General features: G+C 65.7%; 14 protein-coding genes. 9 read left to right on the plus strand and 5 right to left on the minus strand.

All coding sequences use genetic code 11. The features are described from left to right. Positions 1-2: 2 nt before the first annotated feature. Together ACOCMH_RS01270 and ACOCMH_RS01275 are read right to left on the minus strand one after the other, a co-directional pair. Positions 3-3,320 carry a carboxyl transferase domain-containing protein gene (locus tag ACOCMH_RS01270; RefSeq protein ID WP_427307381.1) on the minus strand — a complete coding sequence of 1,106 codons (3,318 nt, stop codon included), beginning with the start codon at positions 3,318-3,320 and terminating at the stop codon, positions 3-5. 60 nt (positions 3,321-3,380) lie between these two features. Next, the gene (locus ACOCMH_RS01275; RefSeq protein WP_427307382.1) at positions 3,381-4,931 is read right to left on the minus strand and encodes an acyl-CoA carboxylase subunit beta; all 1,551 of its coding nucleotides are present in this window, start codon (positions 4,929-4,931) and stop codon (positions 3,381-3,383) included. A gap of 185 nt (positions 4,932-5,116) precedes the next feature. Here ACOCMH_RS01275 and ACOCMH_RS01280 point away from each other — a divergent pair, with 185 nt between their 5' ends. After that, positions 5,117-6,871 (plus strand): sigma-54 interaction domain-containing protein, encoded by a 1,755-nt coding sequence (locus ACOCMH_RS01280; RefSeq protein WP_427307383.1) that lies wholly within the window; start codon positions 5,117-5,119, stop codon positions 6,869-6,871. Between the two features lie 336 nt (positions 6,872-7,207). Further along, positions 7,208-8,218 carry a GlxA family transcriptional regulator gene (locus ACOCMH_RS01285; protein ID WP_427307384.1) on the plus strand — a complete coding sequence of 337 codons (1,011 nt, stop codon included), beginning with the start codon at positions 7,208-7,210 and terminating at the stop codon, positions 8,216-8,218. 449 nt (positions 8,219-8,667) lie between these two features. On the opposite strand, the gene ACOCMH_RS01290 is transcribed toward ACOCMH_RS01285, so the two are convergent. Then, entirely contained in the window at positions 8,668-8,796 is a 129-nt protein-coding gene (locus ACOCMH_RS01290) for a hypothetical protein (RefSeq protein ID WP_272871713.1), read from the minus strand. Positions 8,797-8,927: 131 nt separating this feature from the next. On the opposite strand from ACOCMH_RS01290, the gene ACOCMH_RS01295 reads away from it, so the two are divergent. The 5 genes from ACOCMH_RS01295 (at position 8,928) to ACOCMH_RS01315 (ending at position 14,064) form a co-directional block, all read left to right on the plus strand. After that, positions 8,928-10,301 (plus strand): MFS transporter, encoded by a 1,374-nt coding sequence (locus tag ACOCMH_RS01295; protein WP_427307385.1) that lies wholly within the window; start codon positions 8,928-8,930, stop codon positions 10,299-10,301. Between the two features lie 75 nt (positions 10,302-10,376). Then, entirely contained in the window at positions 10,377-11,849 is a 1,473-nt protein-coding gene (locus ACOCMH_RS01300; RefSeq protein WP_427307386.1) for an amidase, read from the plus strand. Positions 11,850-11,953: 104 nt separating this feature from the next. Further along, the gene (locus tag ACOCMH_RS01305) at positions 11,954-12,598 is read left to right on the plus strand and encodes an HD domain-containing protein (RefSeq protein ID WP_427307387.1); all 645 of its coding nucleotides are present in this window, start codon (positions 11,954-11,956) and stop codon (positions 12,596-12,598) included. Positions 12,599-12,665: 67 nt separating this feature from the next. After that, positions 12,666-13,397 (plus strand): hypothetical protein, encoded by a 732-nt coding sequence (locus ACOCMH_RS01310; protein WP_427307388.1) that lies wholly within the window; start codon positions 12,666-12,668, stop codon positions 13,395-13,397. A gap of 31 nt (positions 13,398-13,428) precedes the next feature. Next, positions 13,429-14,064, plus strand: coding sequence for a hypothetical protein (locus ACOCMH_RS01315; protein WP_427307389.1), 636 nt, complete (start codon positions 13,429-13,431; stop codon positions 14,062-14,064). A gap of 294 nt (positions 14,065-14,358) precedes the next feature. Here the strand turns inward: ACOCMH_RS01315 and ACOCMH_RS01320 are convergent, their stop codons facing one another. Then, positions 14,359-14,928 carry a YdeI/OmpD-associated family protein gene (locus tag ACOCMH_RS01320; protein ID WP_427307390.1) on the minus strand — a complete coding sequence of 190 codons (570 nt, stop codon included), beginning with the start codon at positions 14,926-14,928 and terminating at the stop codon, positions 14,359-14,361. Positions 14,929-15,059: 131 nt separating this feature from the next. Then, positions 15,060-16,295, minus strand: a complete 1,236-nt coding sequence (locus ACOCMH_RS01325) for a CaiB/BaiF CoA transferase family protein (protein WP_427307391.1) — start codon at positions 16,293-16,295, stop codon at positions 15,060-15,062. A 123-nt stretch (positions 16,296-16,418) separates the two neighbouring features. Here ACOCMH_RS01325 and ACOCMH_RS01330 point away from each other — a divergent pair, with 123 nt between their 5' ends. Further along, the gene (locus ACOCMH_RS01330; RefSeq protein WP_427307392.1) at positions 16,419-17,264 is read left to right on the plus strand and encodes an IclR family transcriptional regulator; all 846 of its coding nucleotides are present in this window, start codon (positions 16,419-16,421) and stop codon (positions 17,262-17,264) included. A gap of 140 nt (positions 17,265-17,404) precedes the next feature. Next, positions 17,405-18,400, plus strand: a complete 996-nt coding sequence (locus ACOCMH_RS01335) for a tripartite tricarboxylate transporter substrate binding protein (RefSeq protein ID WP_427307393.1) — start codon at positions 17,405-17,407, stop codon at positions 18,398-18,400. The last annotated feature ends 1 nt before the right edge of the window (position 18,401 follow it).

Here is an 18,401-nt window from a genome sequence, read left to right on the forward strand (position 1 = left end):
GCTTACCACGCATCGATGAATCCGCGGCGCTCCCTGCGGCCGCGCAAGTCCGCCGAGGCGATGCCCTGTGCGATCCACTTCCGTGTCTGCGCGGGGTCGATCACCGCATCGATCTCGACGGCGGCCGCGGTGTTGATCGCGTGGCCGCGCTCGTAGGACTGGGCGACCAGCCTGTCGAACAGCGCCTTGCGCTCGGGGCCATCCGGCACGGCCTCGAGCTCCTTCTTGAAGCCCAGCCTGACCGCGCCCTCAAGACCCATCGGCCCGAATTCGCCGGTCGGCCACGACACGGTGAAGCTTGCCGAGCGGAAGCCCCCTCCCGCCATGGCCATCGCACCCAGGCCGTAGCCCTTGCGCAGCGTCACCGCCAGCAACGCGACACGCAGCTTGGCCGCCGTCAGGAACATGCGCGAGACGTGCCGCACCTGCGCCCGGGCCTCACATTCCGGACCCACCATGAACCCCGGGGTGTCGATCAGCGAGATGATCGGCAGGCCGTGCGCATCGCACAGCTGCATGAAGCGCGACGCCTTGTCCGCGGCGTCCGCATCGATGGCGCCGCCAAGGTGATACGGGTTATTGGCCATGATGCCGACGGGCTGGCCTTCCACACGCGCCAGCGCGGTGTGGATGCCCACGCCGAAGCCGGCGCGCAGCATCAGCACGCTGCCGACGTCGGCGATGCCCTCGATGGCCTTGCGGGTGTCGTACACGCGCAGCCGGTTCTCGGGCACGACCTGGCGCAGCGCCAGCGCTTGCGGCGCGCTCCAGTGCGCCACGCGGCCCTGGAACATGGACAGGTAGTGCTTCGCCGCCTGCACAGCCTCGGCCTCGTTGTCGACCAGGATATCGATCACGCCGTTGGCCACCTGCACCGCTGCGGGACCGACTTCTTCCGGGCGGAAGATGCCGAGGCCGCCGCCTTCGATCATGGCCGGTCCCGCCATGCCGATATTGGCTGACTTGTCGGCAATGATGACGTCGCAGCAGCCAAGGAAGGCCGCGTTGCCGGCGAAGCAGCGGCCCGAAACAATTCCTACCACCGGCACGTTGCCGCTCAGCTCGGCAAACGCGGCGAACGACGGCTGGTACAGCCCGGACACCGAAGGGAAATCGACGTCCCCGGGCCGGCCGCCACCGCCTTCACCGAACAGCACCAGGGGCAGCTCGTCGCGCAGCGCCACCTCGACGATGCGGTCGGTCTTGATGTGGTTACGCTTGCCCTGCGTGCCGGCCATCACCGTGGCGTCGTAGGCCATCACCGCGCTGCGTGCACGCGCCTTGCCGACCAGTTCGCCGTTGATATTGCCGATGCCGGTGATCAGGCCATCCGCCGGGGTGTTGACGATCAGGTCCTGCTGGCTGCGGCGCGACGACTGCGCGGCGAGCGCCAGCGCGCCGTACTCCACGAAGGTATCCGGATCGCACAGGTCGGCGACGTTTTCGCGCGCGGTGCGCTGGCCGCGCGAGCGGCGCCTGGCGACGGCATCGGGGCGCGCGGCGTCATCCAGGTAGGCATGCCGGTCCAGCACGCGCTGCAGGTCGGCGCGGATCGCGTCGGAGTCGGCCTGCTGCGCGGCGGCCACGGCGACGCCATCGGCCTCGAGCTGCTCCAGCACGATCAGCACCTGGTTTTCCGCAGCCAGCGCGCCCGGCTCCAGCCTCAGGTCGACCACGCGCCCACCGCATTCGGCGACGATGGCGTGCTCCATCTTCATGGCGTCGAGCACTGCAATCGTCTGGCCGGGCTTGACGATTTGGTCCAGCGCGACGCCAATCTCGACCACCCTGCCCGTCAGCGGCGCACGGACAGCCACCAGGCCCTCGCTGATTTCCTCTTCCGGATCGACGTGGCGCGGCGCAAGCGCCTGCGAAGGACGCGTCGCGCCGCCCAGCAAGGCTTCGTGCGCGCGACCGGCCTGCGCAATGGCCTCCGCCGCTGCGGCCAGTTCTTGCACGATCGCCTCGAAGTGCCGGGTATGGACGTCCTGCGCGAGGAAATCGTCGCGCTGCACCAGCGCGCGCAGCAGGTTCAGGTTGGTCGGGACGCCGGCGATGCGGAACTCCGCCAGGCTGCGCTGCAGGCGCCGCACGGCCGCGTCGAACTTCGGCGCTGAGCTGGTGACGATCAGCTTGGCCAGCAGGGTGTCGAAATTGGGCGACGGTTCATAGCCGGTGTAGCCATGGGAATCGACGCGAACGTCCGGGCCCGAAGGCGGGTCGAAGCGCTCCAGGCGGCCGTGTGCGGGACGCGCCAGGCCTTGCGCATCGGTCATCTCGGCGTTGATGCGCACCTGGATGGCATAGCCCCGGGCTTGCGGCGGCGCGGCGGGATCCAGGCCGAGATCGGCGAGCGCCTGCCCGGCGGCGATCCCGATCTGCAGCGCGACCAGGTCGACACCGGTAACCTGCTCGGTGATGGTGTGCTCGACCTGCAAGCGCGGGTTGGCCTCGATAAAGACAAAGTCCTTCTGCTCGCCGGATTCGGCTTCCTCGACCAGGAACTCGAAGGTGCCCAGGCTCTGGTAGTTGACGCGGCGCGCCAGCCTGAGCGCCGCCTTGATGATCTGCTCGCGCAGCTGTGGCTTCAGTACCGGGCTGGGGGCGATCTCGACCACCTTCTGGAAGCGGCGCTGCAGGGTGCAGTCGCGTTCGCCGAGGGCAATCACATGCGCGCCGTCGCCGGCGATCTGCACTTCGATATGGCGCGCGCGGGCAACCAGCCGCTCGGCGTAGACGGCATCGATGCCAAACGCCGAGCTCGCCTCGGAACGGCAGCGCGCATACGCTTCGGCCAGGTCTTCGCGCCGTCGTACCACGCGCATGCCGCGGCCGCCGCCACCGCCAACCGCCTTGATCACCACGCCCGCGCCGCCTTGCTGGTCGAAGAAGCTGGCGATTTCCTCCAGCGACGCCGCGCCGCGCGTCGCCGGCATGACCGGCACGTCGCTGTCGGCCGCCAGTTCAAGCGCCCGCCCCTTGTCGCCGAACAGCGCGAGCTGCTCGACGGTAGGGCCGATAAAGCGGATGCCGGCGTCATGGCAGGCCTGGGCGAAGTCGGCCCGTTCGCTGAGGAAGCCATAGCCCGGATGGATCGCATCGCAGCCGGATGCCTTCGCCGCGGCGATGATGCCTGCCATGTCGAGGTATGCAGCCGGCCCGGCGCCGTCGAGGGCAACGGCCTCGTCGGCCAGGATCCGGTGCAGCGCGCCCTGGTCGTCCTGCGAATAGACCGAGACGGTCCCGATCTCGAGATCGCGTGCGGCGCGCAGCACGCGCAGCGCGATCTCCCCTCGATTGGCAATCAACAGCTTCTTCAATGCAGTCTCCTCTCTGTAATTCGATGTCCGTGCCGTACCGGTGATGCCTGGCCTGGCCGCTCAGGGACGGATGCCAAAGCGGCTGATCCCGGCCTCGCGCAGCGGCGCCGCCAGGTTGGCGAACTCGCACAGCAGCGTGCGGGTGTCGCGGGGGTCGATGATGTCCTCGATGACGAAGGCTTCCGCGCTGCGGAACGGCGACGTCAGGCTGCGCACGCGCAGCTCGATCTCGGCGCGCTTCTGCACCGGATCGTCGGCGCCTTCGATCTCGGCCTTGTAGGCGACGTCGAGGCCGCCTTCGATCGGCAATGCGCCCCAGCTGGCGGAGGGCCAGGCATAGCGGAAATTGAAGCGCCCCATGTGCTGGTGGCCGGCTGCCGACACGCCATAGGCGCGGCGCAGGATCACCGAGCACCACGGCACCGTGGCCTGGTAGAGCGCTGCCAGCGCGCGCACGCCATAGCGCATGATCCCTGCCCTTTCTGCCTCCAGGCCGACCTGGAACCCGGCTGTATCGACCAGGTTGACCACCGGCAGGTGGAAGGCCTGGGCCATGTCGACGAAGCGCGTGAATTTCTCGGCGCTGTCGCTGTCCCAGCTGCCGCCATGGAAGGACGGGTCGCTGGCGATCACCGCCACCGGCCAGCCATCCAGGCGTGCCAGCGCGGTGATGACGGCGCAGCCCCAGTGCCTGCCGATCTCGAAGCAGGACTCGTCATCCATCAAGGCCTGCAGGATCGGCCGGATCTTGTAATCCGCCCGGCTGTCACGCGGAATCGCCGACAGCAGCCATTCGTCGCGGCGCGCGGCGTCGTCCCTGGGCTCGCCGCGCGGCGGCAGTTCAAATACGGAAGGGGGCAGATAAGACAGGAACTGGCGCGCGCGCGCGAAGGCCTCCTGCTCGGTGCCGACCTCATCGTCGACCACGCCGTTGCGGGTGTGGATCTGGCTGCCGCCCAGCTCGTTCTTGCTCAGCGCCTCGCCCACGCGGGCCACGACCGACGGCGGGCCCTCACTGAACAGTTGCGAGGTTTCCCTGACCATCACCGAATAGTGGCTGGCGGCCACGCGCGCCGCGCCCATGCCCGCCACCGAACCCAATGCCAGCGACACCACCGGCACCACCGACATGTTCTCCACCACGTGTTGCCAGACCTTCATGGTGGGAATCAGGGTATGGCCCTTGATCTCGATATTGCGCACCGAACCGCCGCCGCCGGTGCCGTCGACCAGCCGGATCATCGGCAGCCGCAGGTCGTGCGCCATCTTCTCGGCGTGGATCAGCTTGTCGCCCACTGCGCCTTCGTTGGCACCGCCGCGCACGGTGAAATCGTCCCCCACCAGCACTACGGGCCGGCCGCCTACCTGCGCCCGGCCCATCACCAGGTTCGACGGAACCAGGTCCACCAGCCGCCCGTTGCTGTCGTAACGGCCGCTGCCGGTGAGGCCACCGACCTCCCGGAACGAGCCGGGGTCCGCCAGGGCGTCGATCCGCTCGCGCACCGTCAGCTTGCCGGCCGCCTTGTGGCGCTCCACCTTGCCTTCGCCGCCCATCCGGGCGGCGAGCCGTCGACGGTGGGCCAGTTCATCGATTTCAGGCTGCCAACTCACTGTCCTCTCCTGTGTCTTTGCGCAATACATGTGTTGGCAACTTCTCGCAGGAGATGTGCCAGCCCCCAAAAACCCGCTTATGGGTTGAATTTATTGAATAATTTCGGGGCCGCCATTAGGATGTCTCCAATGACTACACAATGTGTCCGCACAGCAGGCACGCACGGAGACACAATGTGTCCTCAATGAAGGCACAAGACGGAACCAAGTTCGCGCTCGGCGTGCTCGTCTGTTCTGGCGACGGAACACGCGAGGCAGCGCTCGGTGCTTGTACCGACCCCGCCATCGCCGACGCCGCGTTCGCTGCATGCGCCCGCGCAGGCGCGCCGGGTTCGGGACGCAGGCTGTTTCCCGTTGACGCAGCCGACCGGCGCTTCATCGGCCTGTCGCTGGAAGACGGCGAGCGCCAGCTGATCGTTCTGCATCACGCCGATAGCCAGGCCGTGCTGCTCGACTTCCTGGGCACGGTGCCCTTCGCCGGCGCGATCCTGGACTACTTCCTGAACGACCCGTACCAGGCCATCACCGTGGTCGACAAGGCAGGACGGGTGCGCTTCATCAGTCCCGTCCACGAGAAATTCCTGGGCCTCGAGACCGGCGGCGGCATCGGCCGTCCGGCGGCCGAGGTCATCCCCAATTCGCGGCTGCCGCAGGTGGTGGCCAGCGGGAAGGCCGAGATCGGACAGTTGCAGCAGCTTGACGGCGCCACCCGCGTCGTCAACCGCATGCCGATCCGCCAGGACGGGGAGGTGGTGGGCGCGATCGGGCAAGTCATGTTCAAGGGGCCAGAGGCGCTTGTCCGCATGCACAAGGAACTGGTTGAATTGCGCTCCGAGGTGGCGCGCTACCAGCGCGAGGTCGATGGTCTTCGCCACGGCTTGCACGAACGGCAACCGACGTTTGGCCTGATCGGCGAAAGTGCGCCGATGCAGCGCCTGCGCCGCGAAATCCAGACCGTCGCGCGCCTTGACGTGCCGGTGCTGATCCTGGGCGAGAGCGGCACGGGCAAGGAGCTGGTGGCCCGCGCCATCCACGGCGCCGGGTCCGAGCCGGCCAGCGCGCGGCCACTGGTCAGCCTGAACCTCGCTGCCCTGCCCGCCACGCTGATCGAGTCGGAGCTGTTCGGCCACGCGCCTGGCGCCTTCACCGGGAGCCAGCGCCAGGGACAGGCGGGCAAGCTCGAACTGGCCGCGGGCGGCACGGTCTTTCTCGACGAGGTCGCCGACATCCCGATGGAAATGCAGGGCAAGCTGTTGCGCGTGCTGGAAGACCACATGATCGAACGCCTGGGCAGCCGCCGCGCGCAGCGGGTCGATTTCCGCCTGGTCACGGCCACCAACCGCGACATTCCCGAACTGATCGACGCCGGGCGTTTTCGTCTTGACCTGTACTACCGGCTCAGCGGCGTGGTGCTGCGCATCCCCGCGCTGAGCCAGCGGCGCGAGGACATTCCGGCGCTGCTGCAGCATTTCGTCGACGCCTTCTGCACGCGCAACGCCATGCCGGCGCCTGGCATCGACCATGAAGTGGCGCGTTACCTCGCCGGCCAGCCATGGCCCGGCAATGTGCGCCAGCTGCGCCAGCGCATCGAGGAGGCACTGGTCTTCTGCGACGGCCGGACGCTGCGCGTGGCGGATTTTGCACGCGGCGAGTCGGCGCGCGGGCTATCGGGGCAGCAAAGCCGGCCCGCCTTGCATGCGCCCGAAGAGGCGTATCCAAACGAGACTGCCGCGACGGACGACCTGCCATCGCCAACTCCCACACATCGCTCCCCTGCCGAGCCCGCCGCGGGCATGCGGGAGCTGGCCTATGCCGCGGTGATGGACGCCGTCGCTCGCCACGGCGGCAACAAGAAACGCGCGGCCGAGCAATTGGGAATCTCCCGCTCGCATCTGTACAAGATCCTGGAGCGCGGGCCGCACGGGTCGCGATCGAAATAGGGTCGCTGCTCGGCGCTGGCTGCCGCAACTACTGGTTCACCAGGCGCCCTGTGGGGACCTCGGCCGATGTCGCTTGGCAGCTTAACCGCCGCTGCGGTCCAGCTTGGTGTCAGCAAGAGGATGGTGAGCCTTTGCATTGCGGAGCCGGAGCGAGCCGCGGGCGTGGCGCACGGGACGGGGCCGGGGCAAAAGGAGTGCCTTTGCAGGCCGCCATCTCGCCCTCCGCTACGCCAAGGCAGCGCCGCGCTTCGGGAAACCGCGCCTCCGCCCTTCCGATATCATACCGATGCCCCGTTTCAGCGGCTTGCATGGCTAAGTGAGAATTCCTTTTCGACAATGACGAAGATTACTGTCGGCATACTGCTGTTTCCCGGCTTTCAACTGCTGGATGTTGCAGGTCCACGTGATGCATTTGCTGAGGCCGAGGCGCTCAGTCGCCGAGTGCACCAGTACAGCATCATGACGGTTGGAACGACGCGGGGCAGCATTACTTCGTCGAGCGGCATGACCGTGGTGCCGGATCGCACGATCTTCGATCCCTGCCCTGACTTCGACACTGTTCTGATCCCAGGCGGCGTGGGAATCTTCGATGCGATGCAGGACGCGGGGCTTTGCGAGTGGGTGGTGGCCCGGAGACGGACCTGTCGCCGCCTTGCGGCAATCTGCAACGGCGCGTTCCTGCTGGGCGCGGCAGGATTGCTCGACGGGCGCACGGCAACGACCCACTGGATCGACGCCGGCAATCTTGCCCGGCAGTTTCCCCGCGCCATCGTCGAGCCGGATCGCATCTACGTCAAGGACAAGGGCATCTACACGACTGCGGGCGTGACCGCAGGCATCGATCTCAGCCTGGCATTGATCGAGGAGGATTTCGGCAGGGTACTTGCCCTCGATGTGGCCAAGTACCTGATCGTCTATTTGCGTCGGGCAGGCGGCCAGTCGCAGTTCAGCCCCTTGCTGGATGTCCAGGGGACGGCAAACTCGGAGGTCGAGCGGCTGCAGCACTATCTGCAGGAAAACCTGCGGCAGCAGCACACTCTGGACTCGATTGCAAAGCAGGCACACATGAGCGCCCGCAATCTTTCGCGCCTGTTCGCGCGGGATTGCGGCATCAGTCCCATGGCATTCCTCAACGACGCCCGCATCGATGCAGCAAGGCGCATGCTGGAAGAGACCGATTGCTCGATGAAGGAAATCGCCGCGAAATGTGGCTTCGACAGTCCGACCGGGCTGCGCCGGGCATTCCAGCGCAGGCTTGAGCTGACGCCGCTGGAGTACAAGCATCGCTTCCGTTCCCGGCACTCGGAGAAACAGAAGACCGGTACGAGCCCGCGCAAGCCTGAATAAATACGTGACGGCAAATATGGCTGCGGGCGTTTGAGGAACTGCGGGCCGTTTCGTCGAATGTTTCTGTGCCAGGCAACGCTCGCCGCGGCCAGGATGGCGCGAGGGGTGCGCGGCGGACTCGGACCATCCGTCCGGTTGGTCGGGAGAATCTTGCGCCGGCCGACCCGTCTGCCTACCGAAAACGCACATCCCAGAGTTTGTCCAGATCGGTTCACATGGACACTTCTGGCCAGCTTGGCGCACCTACTCCGCCAACCTGATAACAGTGCTGGACACTCGGCGCGCGGGGCGGAAGAACGCCCGAAATCCACCCTAGAATCCGTCCAAGACCCGTTTTTCTGAACCTCCCGGAAAGGCCAATCGATGGAAGACGGGTCGTTTCTCCAGCGCTTGGTTAATTGAATGAACGCGATTTTCCGAGCTCCGCACAAGGAATTAACAGGACGGATTCAGTGGATATCTTCATGCTTATCGCCATGGCTCTCGGCGCGGTGGCCGTCGGTGTATCGGCGACCGTAATCATCGGGGTCCTGGTTTCGGATCGGCTGGCTCTCGCGGCACAGCAGCACGGGCGCCATGCGGGCTCAGACAGCAGAACCATCTCGCAAAACGCCAGATCCAGGACACGCAATTCGCCTTTGCGGCGTTGACGCGCCGCGCCCCGGCTTGCAGTGAAGGCCCGCATTAAAAGACGGGCCGGAGGAGAACCATGCGTAATATCGACATATTCAAGCTCGCAGAGCATTCGCGTTTCACGTCATTGCATGGCGTGGTGCTTGCGTGGTGTGCCCTGGTCATTATCTTCGATGGGTATGACCTGGCAGTCGCGGGCATTGCCTTGCCCTACATCATGAAAGACCTGAATGTGGAATCCGCGCATGCCGGCATCATGGTCAGCGCGGCGTTGTTTGGCGCGATGTGCGGGGCGGTGTTGCTCGGGACCCTGGCGGACAGAATCGGCCGGCGCCGCGCCATCGCGCTCTGTGTGGGGCTGTTCAGTGTGTTCACCGCCGCCGCGGGGCTGGCGCGCGACCCCCTAACCTTTGGTGTGTTCCGCTTCATGGCGGGCCTGGGCATTGGTGGTGTGATGCCGGCTGTGGTGGCGCAGATGACCGAGTTTTCGCCCCATAAGTTGCGCGGGACACTGGTTACCCTGATGTTCAGCGGCTACTCCGTTGGCGGCATGATTGCGGCGCTGCTCGGCAAAGGCCTGATCGAACATTATGGCTGGCAGGCGGTGTTCTTCGCCGCAGCCGCGCCGCTGGCGATCGTCCCGTTCCTGCTCAGGTCGATGCCGGAATCGATTCCCTACCTGATCCGGCAGCGCAGGAACGCGGAACTCACGGCCATTGCCGTTCGACTGAGCCCCGACTACACGCCTGAACCGGGCGACCGGTTCGTGATTCCCAACGAGCCGACCCCAGGGTCCACGCCGATCCGGAGCCTGTTTGCGAACGGGCGCGGCATGAGTACGTGCATGTTCTGGCTTACGTTCTTCATGTGCCTGTTCATGGTCTACGCGCTGAGTTCCTGGCTGACCAAGATCATGGCCAATGCGGGCTACAGCCTGGGATCCGCCCTCACCTTCGTATTGATCCTCAATCTCGGCGGCATGATCGGCGCAATCGGCGGCGGCATGCTGGCCGACCGCTACAGCATCAAGCGTGTGCTGCTCTGCATGTTCGCACTGGCTGGCATCTCGATTACCTTGCTCGGCTACAAGCCGCCGACCGCGGCGCTGTACCTGCTGCTGTGCGTGGCCGGCGCCGCGACCATCGGTACCCAGATCGTGGTCTACGCCTATGCCGGTCAGTACTATCCCCTGTCGAGCCGGGCCACGGGCATCGGCTGGGCATCCGGCGTCGGCCGCCTTGGCGCGATTTCGGCACCCGTGATGCTGGGCTTCGTTGTCGCGATGAACTTGCCGCTGCAGCTCAACTTCCTGCTGATGGCTGTTCCCGCTGCCATCGCGTTCATGGCGGTGCTGCTGATCAATCGAAAATCCCGCAACCGGGGCGCTTGCGCCTCCCATGGCAACCTCTCACATGGTCCGGCCACTGCCGCCGCCCTCAGCGAGCACTAGACGCGAGGCATCGGCGGCCGATACCGCATGGCAGGTAGCGGGCGGCCACGCGCTCCCCGCAGCACAGATATTTCCATGATCCGCTCAGGCAAAACTGCCACCCCCGGCAAGCGCGTTGCGCGCCCCAGTCATCTTCCCGCCTCGGGCGAACCATGGCGTTGGCGCGCCACTGAAATCAGTGCCGCAGTACGCGCGGGCCACGTCTCCAGCGTCGAGGTTGTGGAAAGCGTCTATGCGCGGATCGAGAGCGTGAATCCGTCCCTCAACGCCATCGTCCATATGGATCGCGACCATGCGCTCGCCAGTGCCGCCGCGATAGACGAGCAACGCAGGCAGGGCAAGGCGATGGGGCCACTGGCCGGCGTGCCAGTCTCCATCAAGCTGAATGTGGATGTACGAGGCCAGTCCACCACCAATGGCACCCCTCTGTGGAAGGCGCGGATCGCACCGGACGATAGCACGGTGGTAACCAACCTGCGCCGCGCCGGCGCCATTGTCATCGGCCGGACGAATACACCGCCCCACTCCTTCCGCTGGTTCACGGAGAACCCCATCCATGGTCGCACCACCAATCCATGGACGTCCGCAGTGACGTCCGGCGGATCCAGCGGTGGCGCCGGCGTCTCCGTCGCCGCGGGGATGTGCCCGGTTGCCCACGGCACCGACATCGCCGGCTCCATTCGTTATCCCGCATACGTTAACGGCGTGGTGGGCCTGCGGGCGACGCCGGGGCGGATTCCCGCCTATCACCCCACAACGCAGCAACGCTTCTTCGGGCTGCAGTCCATGTCCGCCCAGGGGCCGTTGACGCACACCATCGCCGATGCGCGGCTGGCCCTGGAAGCCATGGCCGATGGTGGCGGCATGGACCCGCTGTGGGTGGATGCACGCATGCACTTCGACGACGATTGCCTTCCGGTGCGCGTGGCCCTGGTGGACGAGATCGATGGTGTCGAGCTGGAGCCGCCGGTTCTGGAAGCACTGCGGAAAGCGGCGGGCGCGCTCGCCGCCGCAGGCTACCGGGTGGAACGGGTGCGCATGCCCAATCTGGAGCGCGGCGTGAGAATCTGGGAGCAAATCGTCATGACCGAGTGCGGATTCGGAATGATCGCCGCAGTGGATGCCATTGGCGATCCGGACATAAGCACTGCAGTCCACAACATGGCACGGTGCTCACCCGGGGTCGACCTGGCGGGCTATGCGCGGGCGATCGCGGATCGGGACAACCTGCGCCGCGAATGGTGCGAACAGTTCGCCGAGTATCCGCTCGCGCTGATGCCTACCTCGTGTCACATGCCCCTGCCCTGGGGCGCCGACCTCGGCACCGTAGCGGACATGAAGGCCTTGATGGCGGTGCAAAGCCCGCTCATCGCCGTGGCGGCCAGCGGTTTGCCTGGTCTCCATGTGCCGACCGGTGTTGCCGATGATCGGCCGGTAGGCGTCCAATTGGTCGCCGGCAGTTTTCGCGAAATGCGCCTGCTCCACGCGGGCGAGATCATCGAGGCCGAATGCGGCATTCTCAACGAGTTGCGCTGGGAACGCGAATAGCACGAGGAGCGGCAAGCTTTATATCTTCGCCGTGACCACTGGTAGCCAGCGTAGCCCGGCTCTCGATACAAATTGATAGCGTTACAACATAGGAAGACAAAGCCATGTCAACGAGCCGCGTGCTTAGCGCCATGATCCCCGACAGCAAACTGGCAAGAGAAGTCACGCAACTCATTCGCGACACCGAAAGTGAATTGCTGTTCAGCCACTCCACTCGCGTCTATCTGTGGGGCGCGCTGCTTGGGAAACGAAAGGGCCTGGCCTTCGATCCGGAGTTGCTTTACGTCGCAGCGATGTTCCATGATATCGGCCTCACATCGAAATATGGCGAGAGCCAGCTGCGCTTCGAGGTGGATGGCGCGAACGCCGCGCGCGATTTCCTGCGAAGCCATAATCTGCCCGAAGATGACGTGGACAAGGTCTGGACAGCTGTTGCGCTCCATACGACTCCGGGAATTCCGGAGCACATGCGCGGGGAAATCGCGTTAGTGCAGGCCGGAGCTGGAATGGACGTGGCTGGGCGTGGCTTTGAGGACTTCACGGACGAACAGCGCGACGCGGTGATTGCTGCATATCCCCGCGACCCTGATTTCGCCGCCAAGATGATTGATGCCTTCTATCACGGTATGAAGCATCGGCCCGGTAGTACGTTTGGTACTTTCAACGATGATTTCCTTGCCTACAAGGATCCGAGCTTCGAGCGGGTGAACCTGTGCAGCATTATTCTGAACTCAAGCTGGAAGCGGTGACCGTTTAGATCAGCGTCTCGTCCGCAGCATCGCGTCCAGGCTACATATAACACCCCCCAATGGATGGGTGTCCAGCTGGCGCAACAACCGAGGGAGTGACACCGATGGCGTGACGCAAAGGGCCTCATCTTTGGCAAAATGTTTTTACGTCGGCGTGGGTGTGCAGGCCGACAATCGTCACGGCACGATTATCGTGACCGGCGACGCTAGAAAAACATCGATTATAAGAAAGGTCTCCGCCGTGGGTCGCATCAAAATCTGCCTGGCACTTGGCGCGCTGGGCTTCATCCTGTCCGGGTGCAGTGTAGTTGCACCACCTTATCCTCCATCGCTCGACAACGTCCAGACGTTAAAAACCAGCGGCGCCGCGCCCACGCGCGTCGGCACGTTCACTGAGAGCGGGCCCGGCGTCAAGCACCCCATTCCGCTGCGGGCCAACAGCCTGGTGTCACCGTATGGCAGCACGTGGTCGGCGTACATCTCGGAGGCTGTGACGCGTGAGCTGACCATGGCCGGCAAAATTTCGCCGAACGCCGATGTGGTGATTTCCGGCACGCTGCTGCGCAACGAGATCGATCCCGCGATTGTCACTGCCTCTGGAGACGTATCGGCGCGTTTCATCGTCAAGAAAGGCGAGACTGTGCGTTACGACCAGATCAAGTCGGTCCATCGCGAATGGGAATCCTCGTTCGCGGCGGCCGTGGCGATTCCGAAAGCAGTCACCGAATACGGCTACACGGTGCAAGCGCTGCTCGCCACGCTCTACGCCGACCCCGCTTTCCTCGACGCCTTGAAATAACACCGATAACGACACAGAAAGGAGAAATACGATGCGTGCCTGGTTCACGATCGCTAGCCGCTGCGCGGCTGTTGCCGCGCTGATCGCACTGGCTGGCTGTGCCCATCCGATTCAGATCGCGACCGACAAGTCCGCGCCCGCCACACCTGCGCAGAAGAAGGTCGACAGGAACATCGGCTTTGTTATCCCGGACCCGCTACTGGCAAAGGAAGTCACCACGCCAGGCGGCGGTGGTGACAAGGTTAGCTACCTGCCATACCGCGACCTCGAGGTGCCGCTCTACAGCACCTTGTCCAACGTGTTCGCCAACGCTACCAAGCTCAAGGCACCGGACGACCGTGCGGCAATTGATAAAGCACAACTCGCCTATATCCTGACGCCTGAGATCTCGACCGATTCGTCGTCGGAAAGCGCCCTCACCTGGCCACCGACCCGTTTTACGATCAACCTTACCTGCACCGTGACGGATCTCAGTGGCAAGGTCGTGTTCAAGAAGGTGGTCTCGGGCCATGGCAACGCGGAGTTTTCGGAATTCAAGAGCAACTTCGCGCTGTCGGCCCAGCGCGCCAGTGAGAACATGCTCAGCAATCTGCAGAAGGCGCTCAGCGAAGCCCCCGAATTCGGCGCGACTCTGCCATCGGCAGCAGCCGTCGCCACGGCACGCTAGCATCGCGCGCGGTATCGGATGCTATGGGGGTCATGCCGCCGTTTTCGGGAGTACGTTTGGCATGCCACCCCGCCCACAGCACGCATGTGCGTCCGGATGCCAGTGACGCGAAGCTGGAACCGAGCGTGACGACGTGAATTGCTTTCGACCAACAAGGGTGGATCTACCCACTGGACCAGTCCCAGATCCCGTGGGTAACGGTGCAATTGAGTCGGTTTGGCGCCGGTTGACGGTCGCCCGTGCCGGATCACGCGGCATCCTCCGGCGACGTTCGTCGGCTGTCAAACCCCTGGTCTAGGGGTGAATGGTCTCCCCGCGACTGAGCATGTCGATGAACTCCTCGATCTTGCGCACCCGTGTTGCGGGCTTTTTGGCGTTCTGTATCCGAAACAGGATGGCGTAGCGGTTTCGGCCGCTCAACGTCGCAAAGAACGCGCTGGCCTTGGGGTTGGCATCCAGTGCGGCCTGCAGGTCGTCCGGCACGGCCGAGTTGCTGGCCGACGTATAGGCAGCCTGCCAGCGGCCATCCTCTTTGGCTTTCTCGATCTCTCGCAAGCCAGCAGGAAGCATTCTGCCCGCGGCGATCAGGGCTTCGGCCCGGTCTCGGTTGAGCTTGGACCAGATACTTTTTGGGGAGCGTCGAGTGAAGCGTTGCAACCAGTATTCTTCGCTTTCAGCCTGTTTTTGACCATCAATCCAGCCATGACAAAGGGCGCTTTCCAGCGCCTGTTGGTAGGTCAAGGTTGGCTGCCCGGCGCCCTTCTTGGCAAGGCGCAGCCATATCGCGGTCGAGGTACCGCCGTTTTGCGTCAACCAGTTTTCCCATTCATTCTGGTCAAGGAACGTCAGGCGAGGCTCAGTCATGGAGATCCGAATGGTTGCATTCCGGCAGCGAGGCTTTTTCGTTTACTAAAGCCTCGCAGATTACCGATTTGCGCGGATTTTGGAATACCCGATTTAGCGCCGATTCGGCGTGCATCCCTCTGAGCAATATGTCAGACCACCCCCTCATCCCGCAACCGCCCCAGCTCTTCCTCCCCAATCCCCAACTCCCCATAAACCTCCGCATTGTGTTCCCCCACATCCGGCCCGGTACGCGGTGACGGCGGCGCATAGCCCGAGAAACGCGGCACCACGCAAGGCGCCGGCACCGTGCCCAGGTCCGCATCGGGCAGCCGCACGATGGCCTGGCGCGCCACCATCTGCGGGTCGTTGACGATATCGGCGATGCTGAACACCTTGCTGAACGGCACCTGGCATTGTTCCAGCCGTGCCGCTGCCGCGGCATAGGGCTGGGCGGCGAACCATGCCGCGATGCTGGCATCGAGTGTTTCGATATGGCGGACGCGGCCGGCGTTGGTGGCGTACTCCGGTGCCTGCGCCAGTTGTGGTGCGTCCATGGCCTCGGCCAGCCGGCGGAAGGTGGCGTCGGACGAGGCCACCACGGTGACCCAGGTATCGTCGGCGGTGCGGTACATGTTGGATGGCGCGGCGTAGGTGGTGCGATTGCCGGCGCGCTGGCGCACATGGCCAAGCTGTTCGTATTCGATGGCAAGCGGATCCAGCAGGCGGAACAGTGCCTCGGTGGCGGCCAGGTCGATCTCGCGGCCGAGCTGGCCGGGTCTGGCGCGCTGCTCCGCCACCGCGGTGGCAATCGCAAAGGCGCCGAACAGGCCGGCGATCATGTCCCCCACCGGGTAGTTCATATGCATCGGCCCGCTTTGTGCCGTGCCCGCCAGGTTGGTGAAGCCACTCCTGGCTTCAAAGATGCGGGCAAACCCGGGCCGCGCCGCGTCAGGCCCGGTCTGGCCGAAGCCGGTCAGGCGCAGCACGATCAGGCTGGGGTTGGCCGCGTGCAGCGTATCGAGATCCAACCCCCAGCGCGCCAGCGTGCCGGTGCGGAAATTCTCCACCAGCACGTCGAAGCCGGGCAGCAGGCGCAGGATGATCTCGCGGCCGCGCGGCGTGCGCACGTCCAGGGAAATGCCGCGCTTGCCGCGGTTGGTCACCTTCCAGTAGAGCGCGTGGTCCTCGGTGACCGGCTCCAGGCCGCGCAGCGGATCGCTGCCGTCGGGCAGTTCCAGCTTGACCACTTCGGCGCCCATGTCGGCGCACAGCGTCGCGGAGAACGGAGCCGCCACCACGGTGGCCATGTCCAGGATGCGCAACCCGGCGAGCGGGCCGGTGGCCGGTGATTCGGGCAATACAGCGGGGGCGTGGGGGTCTGGCATGCGGGTCTCCGGCGGCAGGTTGTCCGCTGCAAGGTGGCAGGCGGGCCGCCCGGGCGCAAGTACGGTTTCGCTGTGCGGAACGGTCGTGCTACAACGTTGACGCCCCCTTCTCCGGATCCCAGCATGGAACCCAATCAACCACCGCACCGCATGGACCGCAACCCGGAACTCCTGCCCCTGCCAGGCCTGGCCAGCGAAGACGCCCTGGCGACCGACCGCCAGTTCGCCACCAACCTGGCGCGCGGGCTCGAAGTGCTGCGGGCGTTCACGCCGTCCAGCCCGGTGCTGGGCAACCAGGACATCGTGGCGCGCACCGGGCTGCCGAAGGCGACGGTGTCGCGGCTGACCTACACGCTGGGCCTGCTCGGCTTCCTCAGCCGCGTGCCGGGCAACCAGAAGTACCGGCTTGGCGCCGGCGTGCTGGCACTGGCCTACCCGATGCTGGCCGGGCTGGCGATCCGCCAGGTGGCCCGGCCGTACATGGAAGCGATCGCGCGCGAAACCGGCTGCACCGTGAACCTGGGCATGCGCGAGCGCCTGTCGGTGGTCTACGTCGACAGTTGCCGGCTGGACCCCGGCAACCTCTACCAGCCGGACATCGGCAGCACGCGCCCGCTGCTGGCCAGCGCCATTGGCCGCGCGGTGTTGCTGGCCTGCAGCGCGGACGAGCGCACTGCGCTGCTGAACCGGCTGCGGGTGGAGGACCCGCAGCGCTTCAACCAGGAGCGCCAGATGTGGGCGGACGACCAGAAGCATTTCCGCGCGCACGGCTATTGCCTGAGCCGCGGCGAGTGGCGGCCCGAGATCCACGCGATCGCGGCGCCGCTGCGCCAGTCGCTGCACCAGGACCCGTTCGCGCTGAACTGCACCATCGCGGCATCGCGCAATCGCGACAACATGCTGGAGCGCGAGGTGGCGCCCCGGCTGCGCGAAGCGGTGCGGCAGATCGAACTGAGCTGCGCGCGCTGACCCGTTACGGGACCGTGGCGCGGCAGCGCAGCCTGCCGGCAATGCCGCCGGCAGGAGCATGACCAGCGGCCCGCAAGAGGCCTGCACGAGACCGACCTTGCGCCCGGCAACGTCCCGGCGCAGGCAACCAAGGAGACAAGATGGATGCCTTTTACCCGTTGCGCCGGCTCGCCGCCGGCATGCTGGCCTGCGCCGCGCTGACGCCTGCGGCTACGCTTGCCGCCGACGATGCCGCGCGCTTCCCGGACCGCCCGGTGCGGATCATCGTGCCGTTCTCGGCGGGCGGCGTGGTCGACTCGGTCACCCGCATCACCGCCGAGAACATGGCCAGGGTGCTGCAGCAAGCGGTGATCGTCGAGAACAAGACCGGCGCCGGCGGCGCCATCGGCGCCGACGTTGTCGCCAGGTCGCCCGCCGACGGCTATACGCTGCTGGCGGTCAGCCCCAGCTACGTGGTCGGGCCGCTGCTCAATCCGTCGACCCATGGCAAGAGCGGCAAGGACTTCCGCGCCGTGGCCGGCATCGGCGCGGTGCCCAACGTGATCGTGGTGCCGGCCGCGTCGCCGCTGCGCACGCTGCCGCAACTGCTCGATGCCGCGCGCAAGCAGCCGGGCACGCTGACCTACGCCAGCGCGGGCGTCGGCACTTCGAACCATTTGTCAGCGGAATTGCTGGCGCAGATGACGCACGTGAAGCTGACCCACGTGCCCTACAAGGGCCAGCCCGAGGCCATGAGCGACCTGCTCGGCGCGCGCGTCTCAATGATGGCGCTGACCTCGGCCATTGCGCGCCAGCAGGTGCAGAGCGGCAAGCTGCGCGCGCTGGCCGTGACCTCGGGCAAGCGCACGGCGGTGCTGCCGGACGTGCCCACCGTGGCCGAGGCGGCGCAGCTGCCGGGCTATGAAGTGGGCGCATGGTTCGGGCTGGTGGCGCCGCAGGGCACGCCGGACGCGGTGGTGCGCAAGCTGGCCGATGCCGCCGCGCGGGCCACCGCCGACCCCGCCACCGCACGACGCCTGGCCGAACTCGGCATGGAGCTGGCACCGCAACCCCCCGCCGCATTCGAGCGCTTCCTGGATGCCGAAACCAAAAAATGGACCGGCGTGCTGAAGACCGCCGGCATCACGGCACAGTAGC

Source organism: Cupriavidus sp. H39 (assembly GCF_050271075.1).
In the GTDB taxonomy this organism is placed as follows: Bacteria; Pseudomonadota; Gammaproteobacteria; order Burkholderiales; family Burkholderiaceae; genus Cupriavidus; species Cupriavidus necator_B.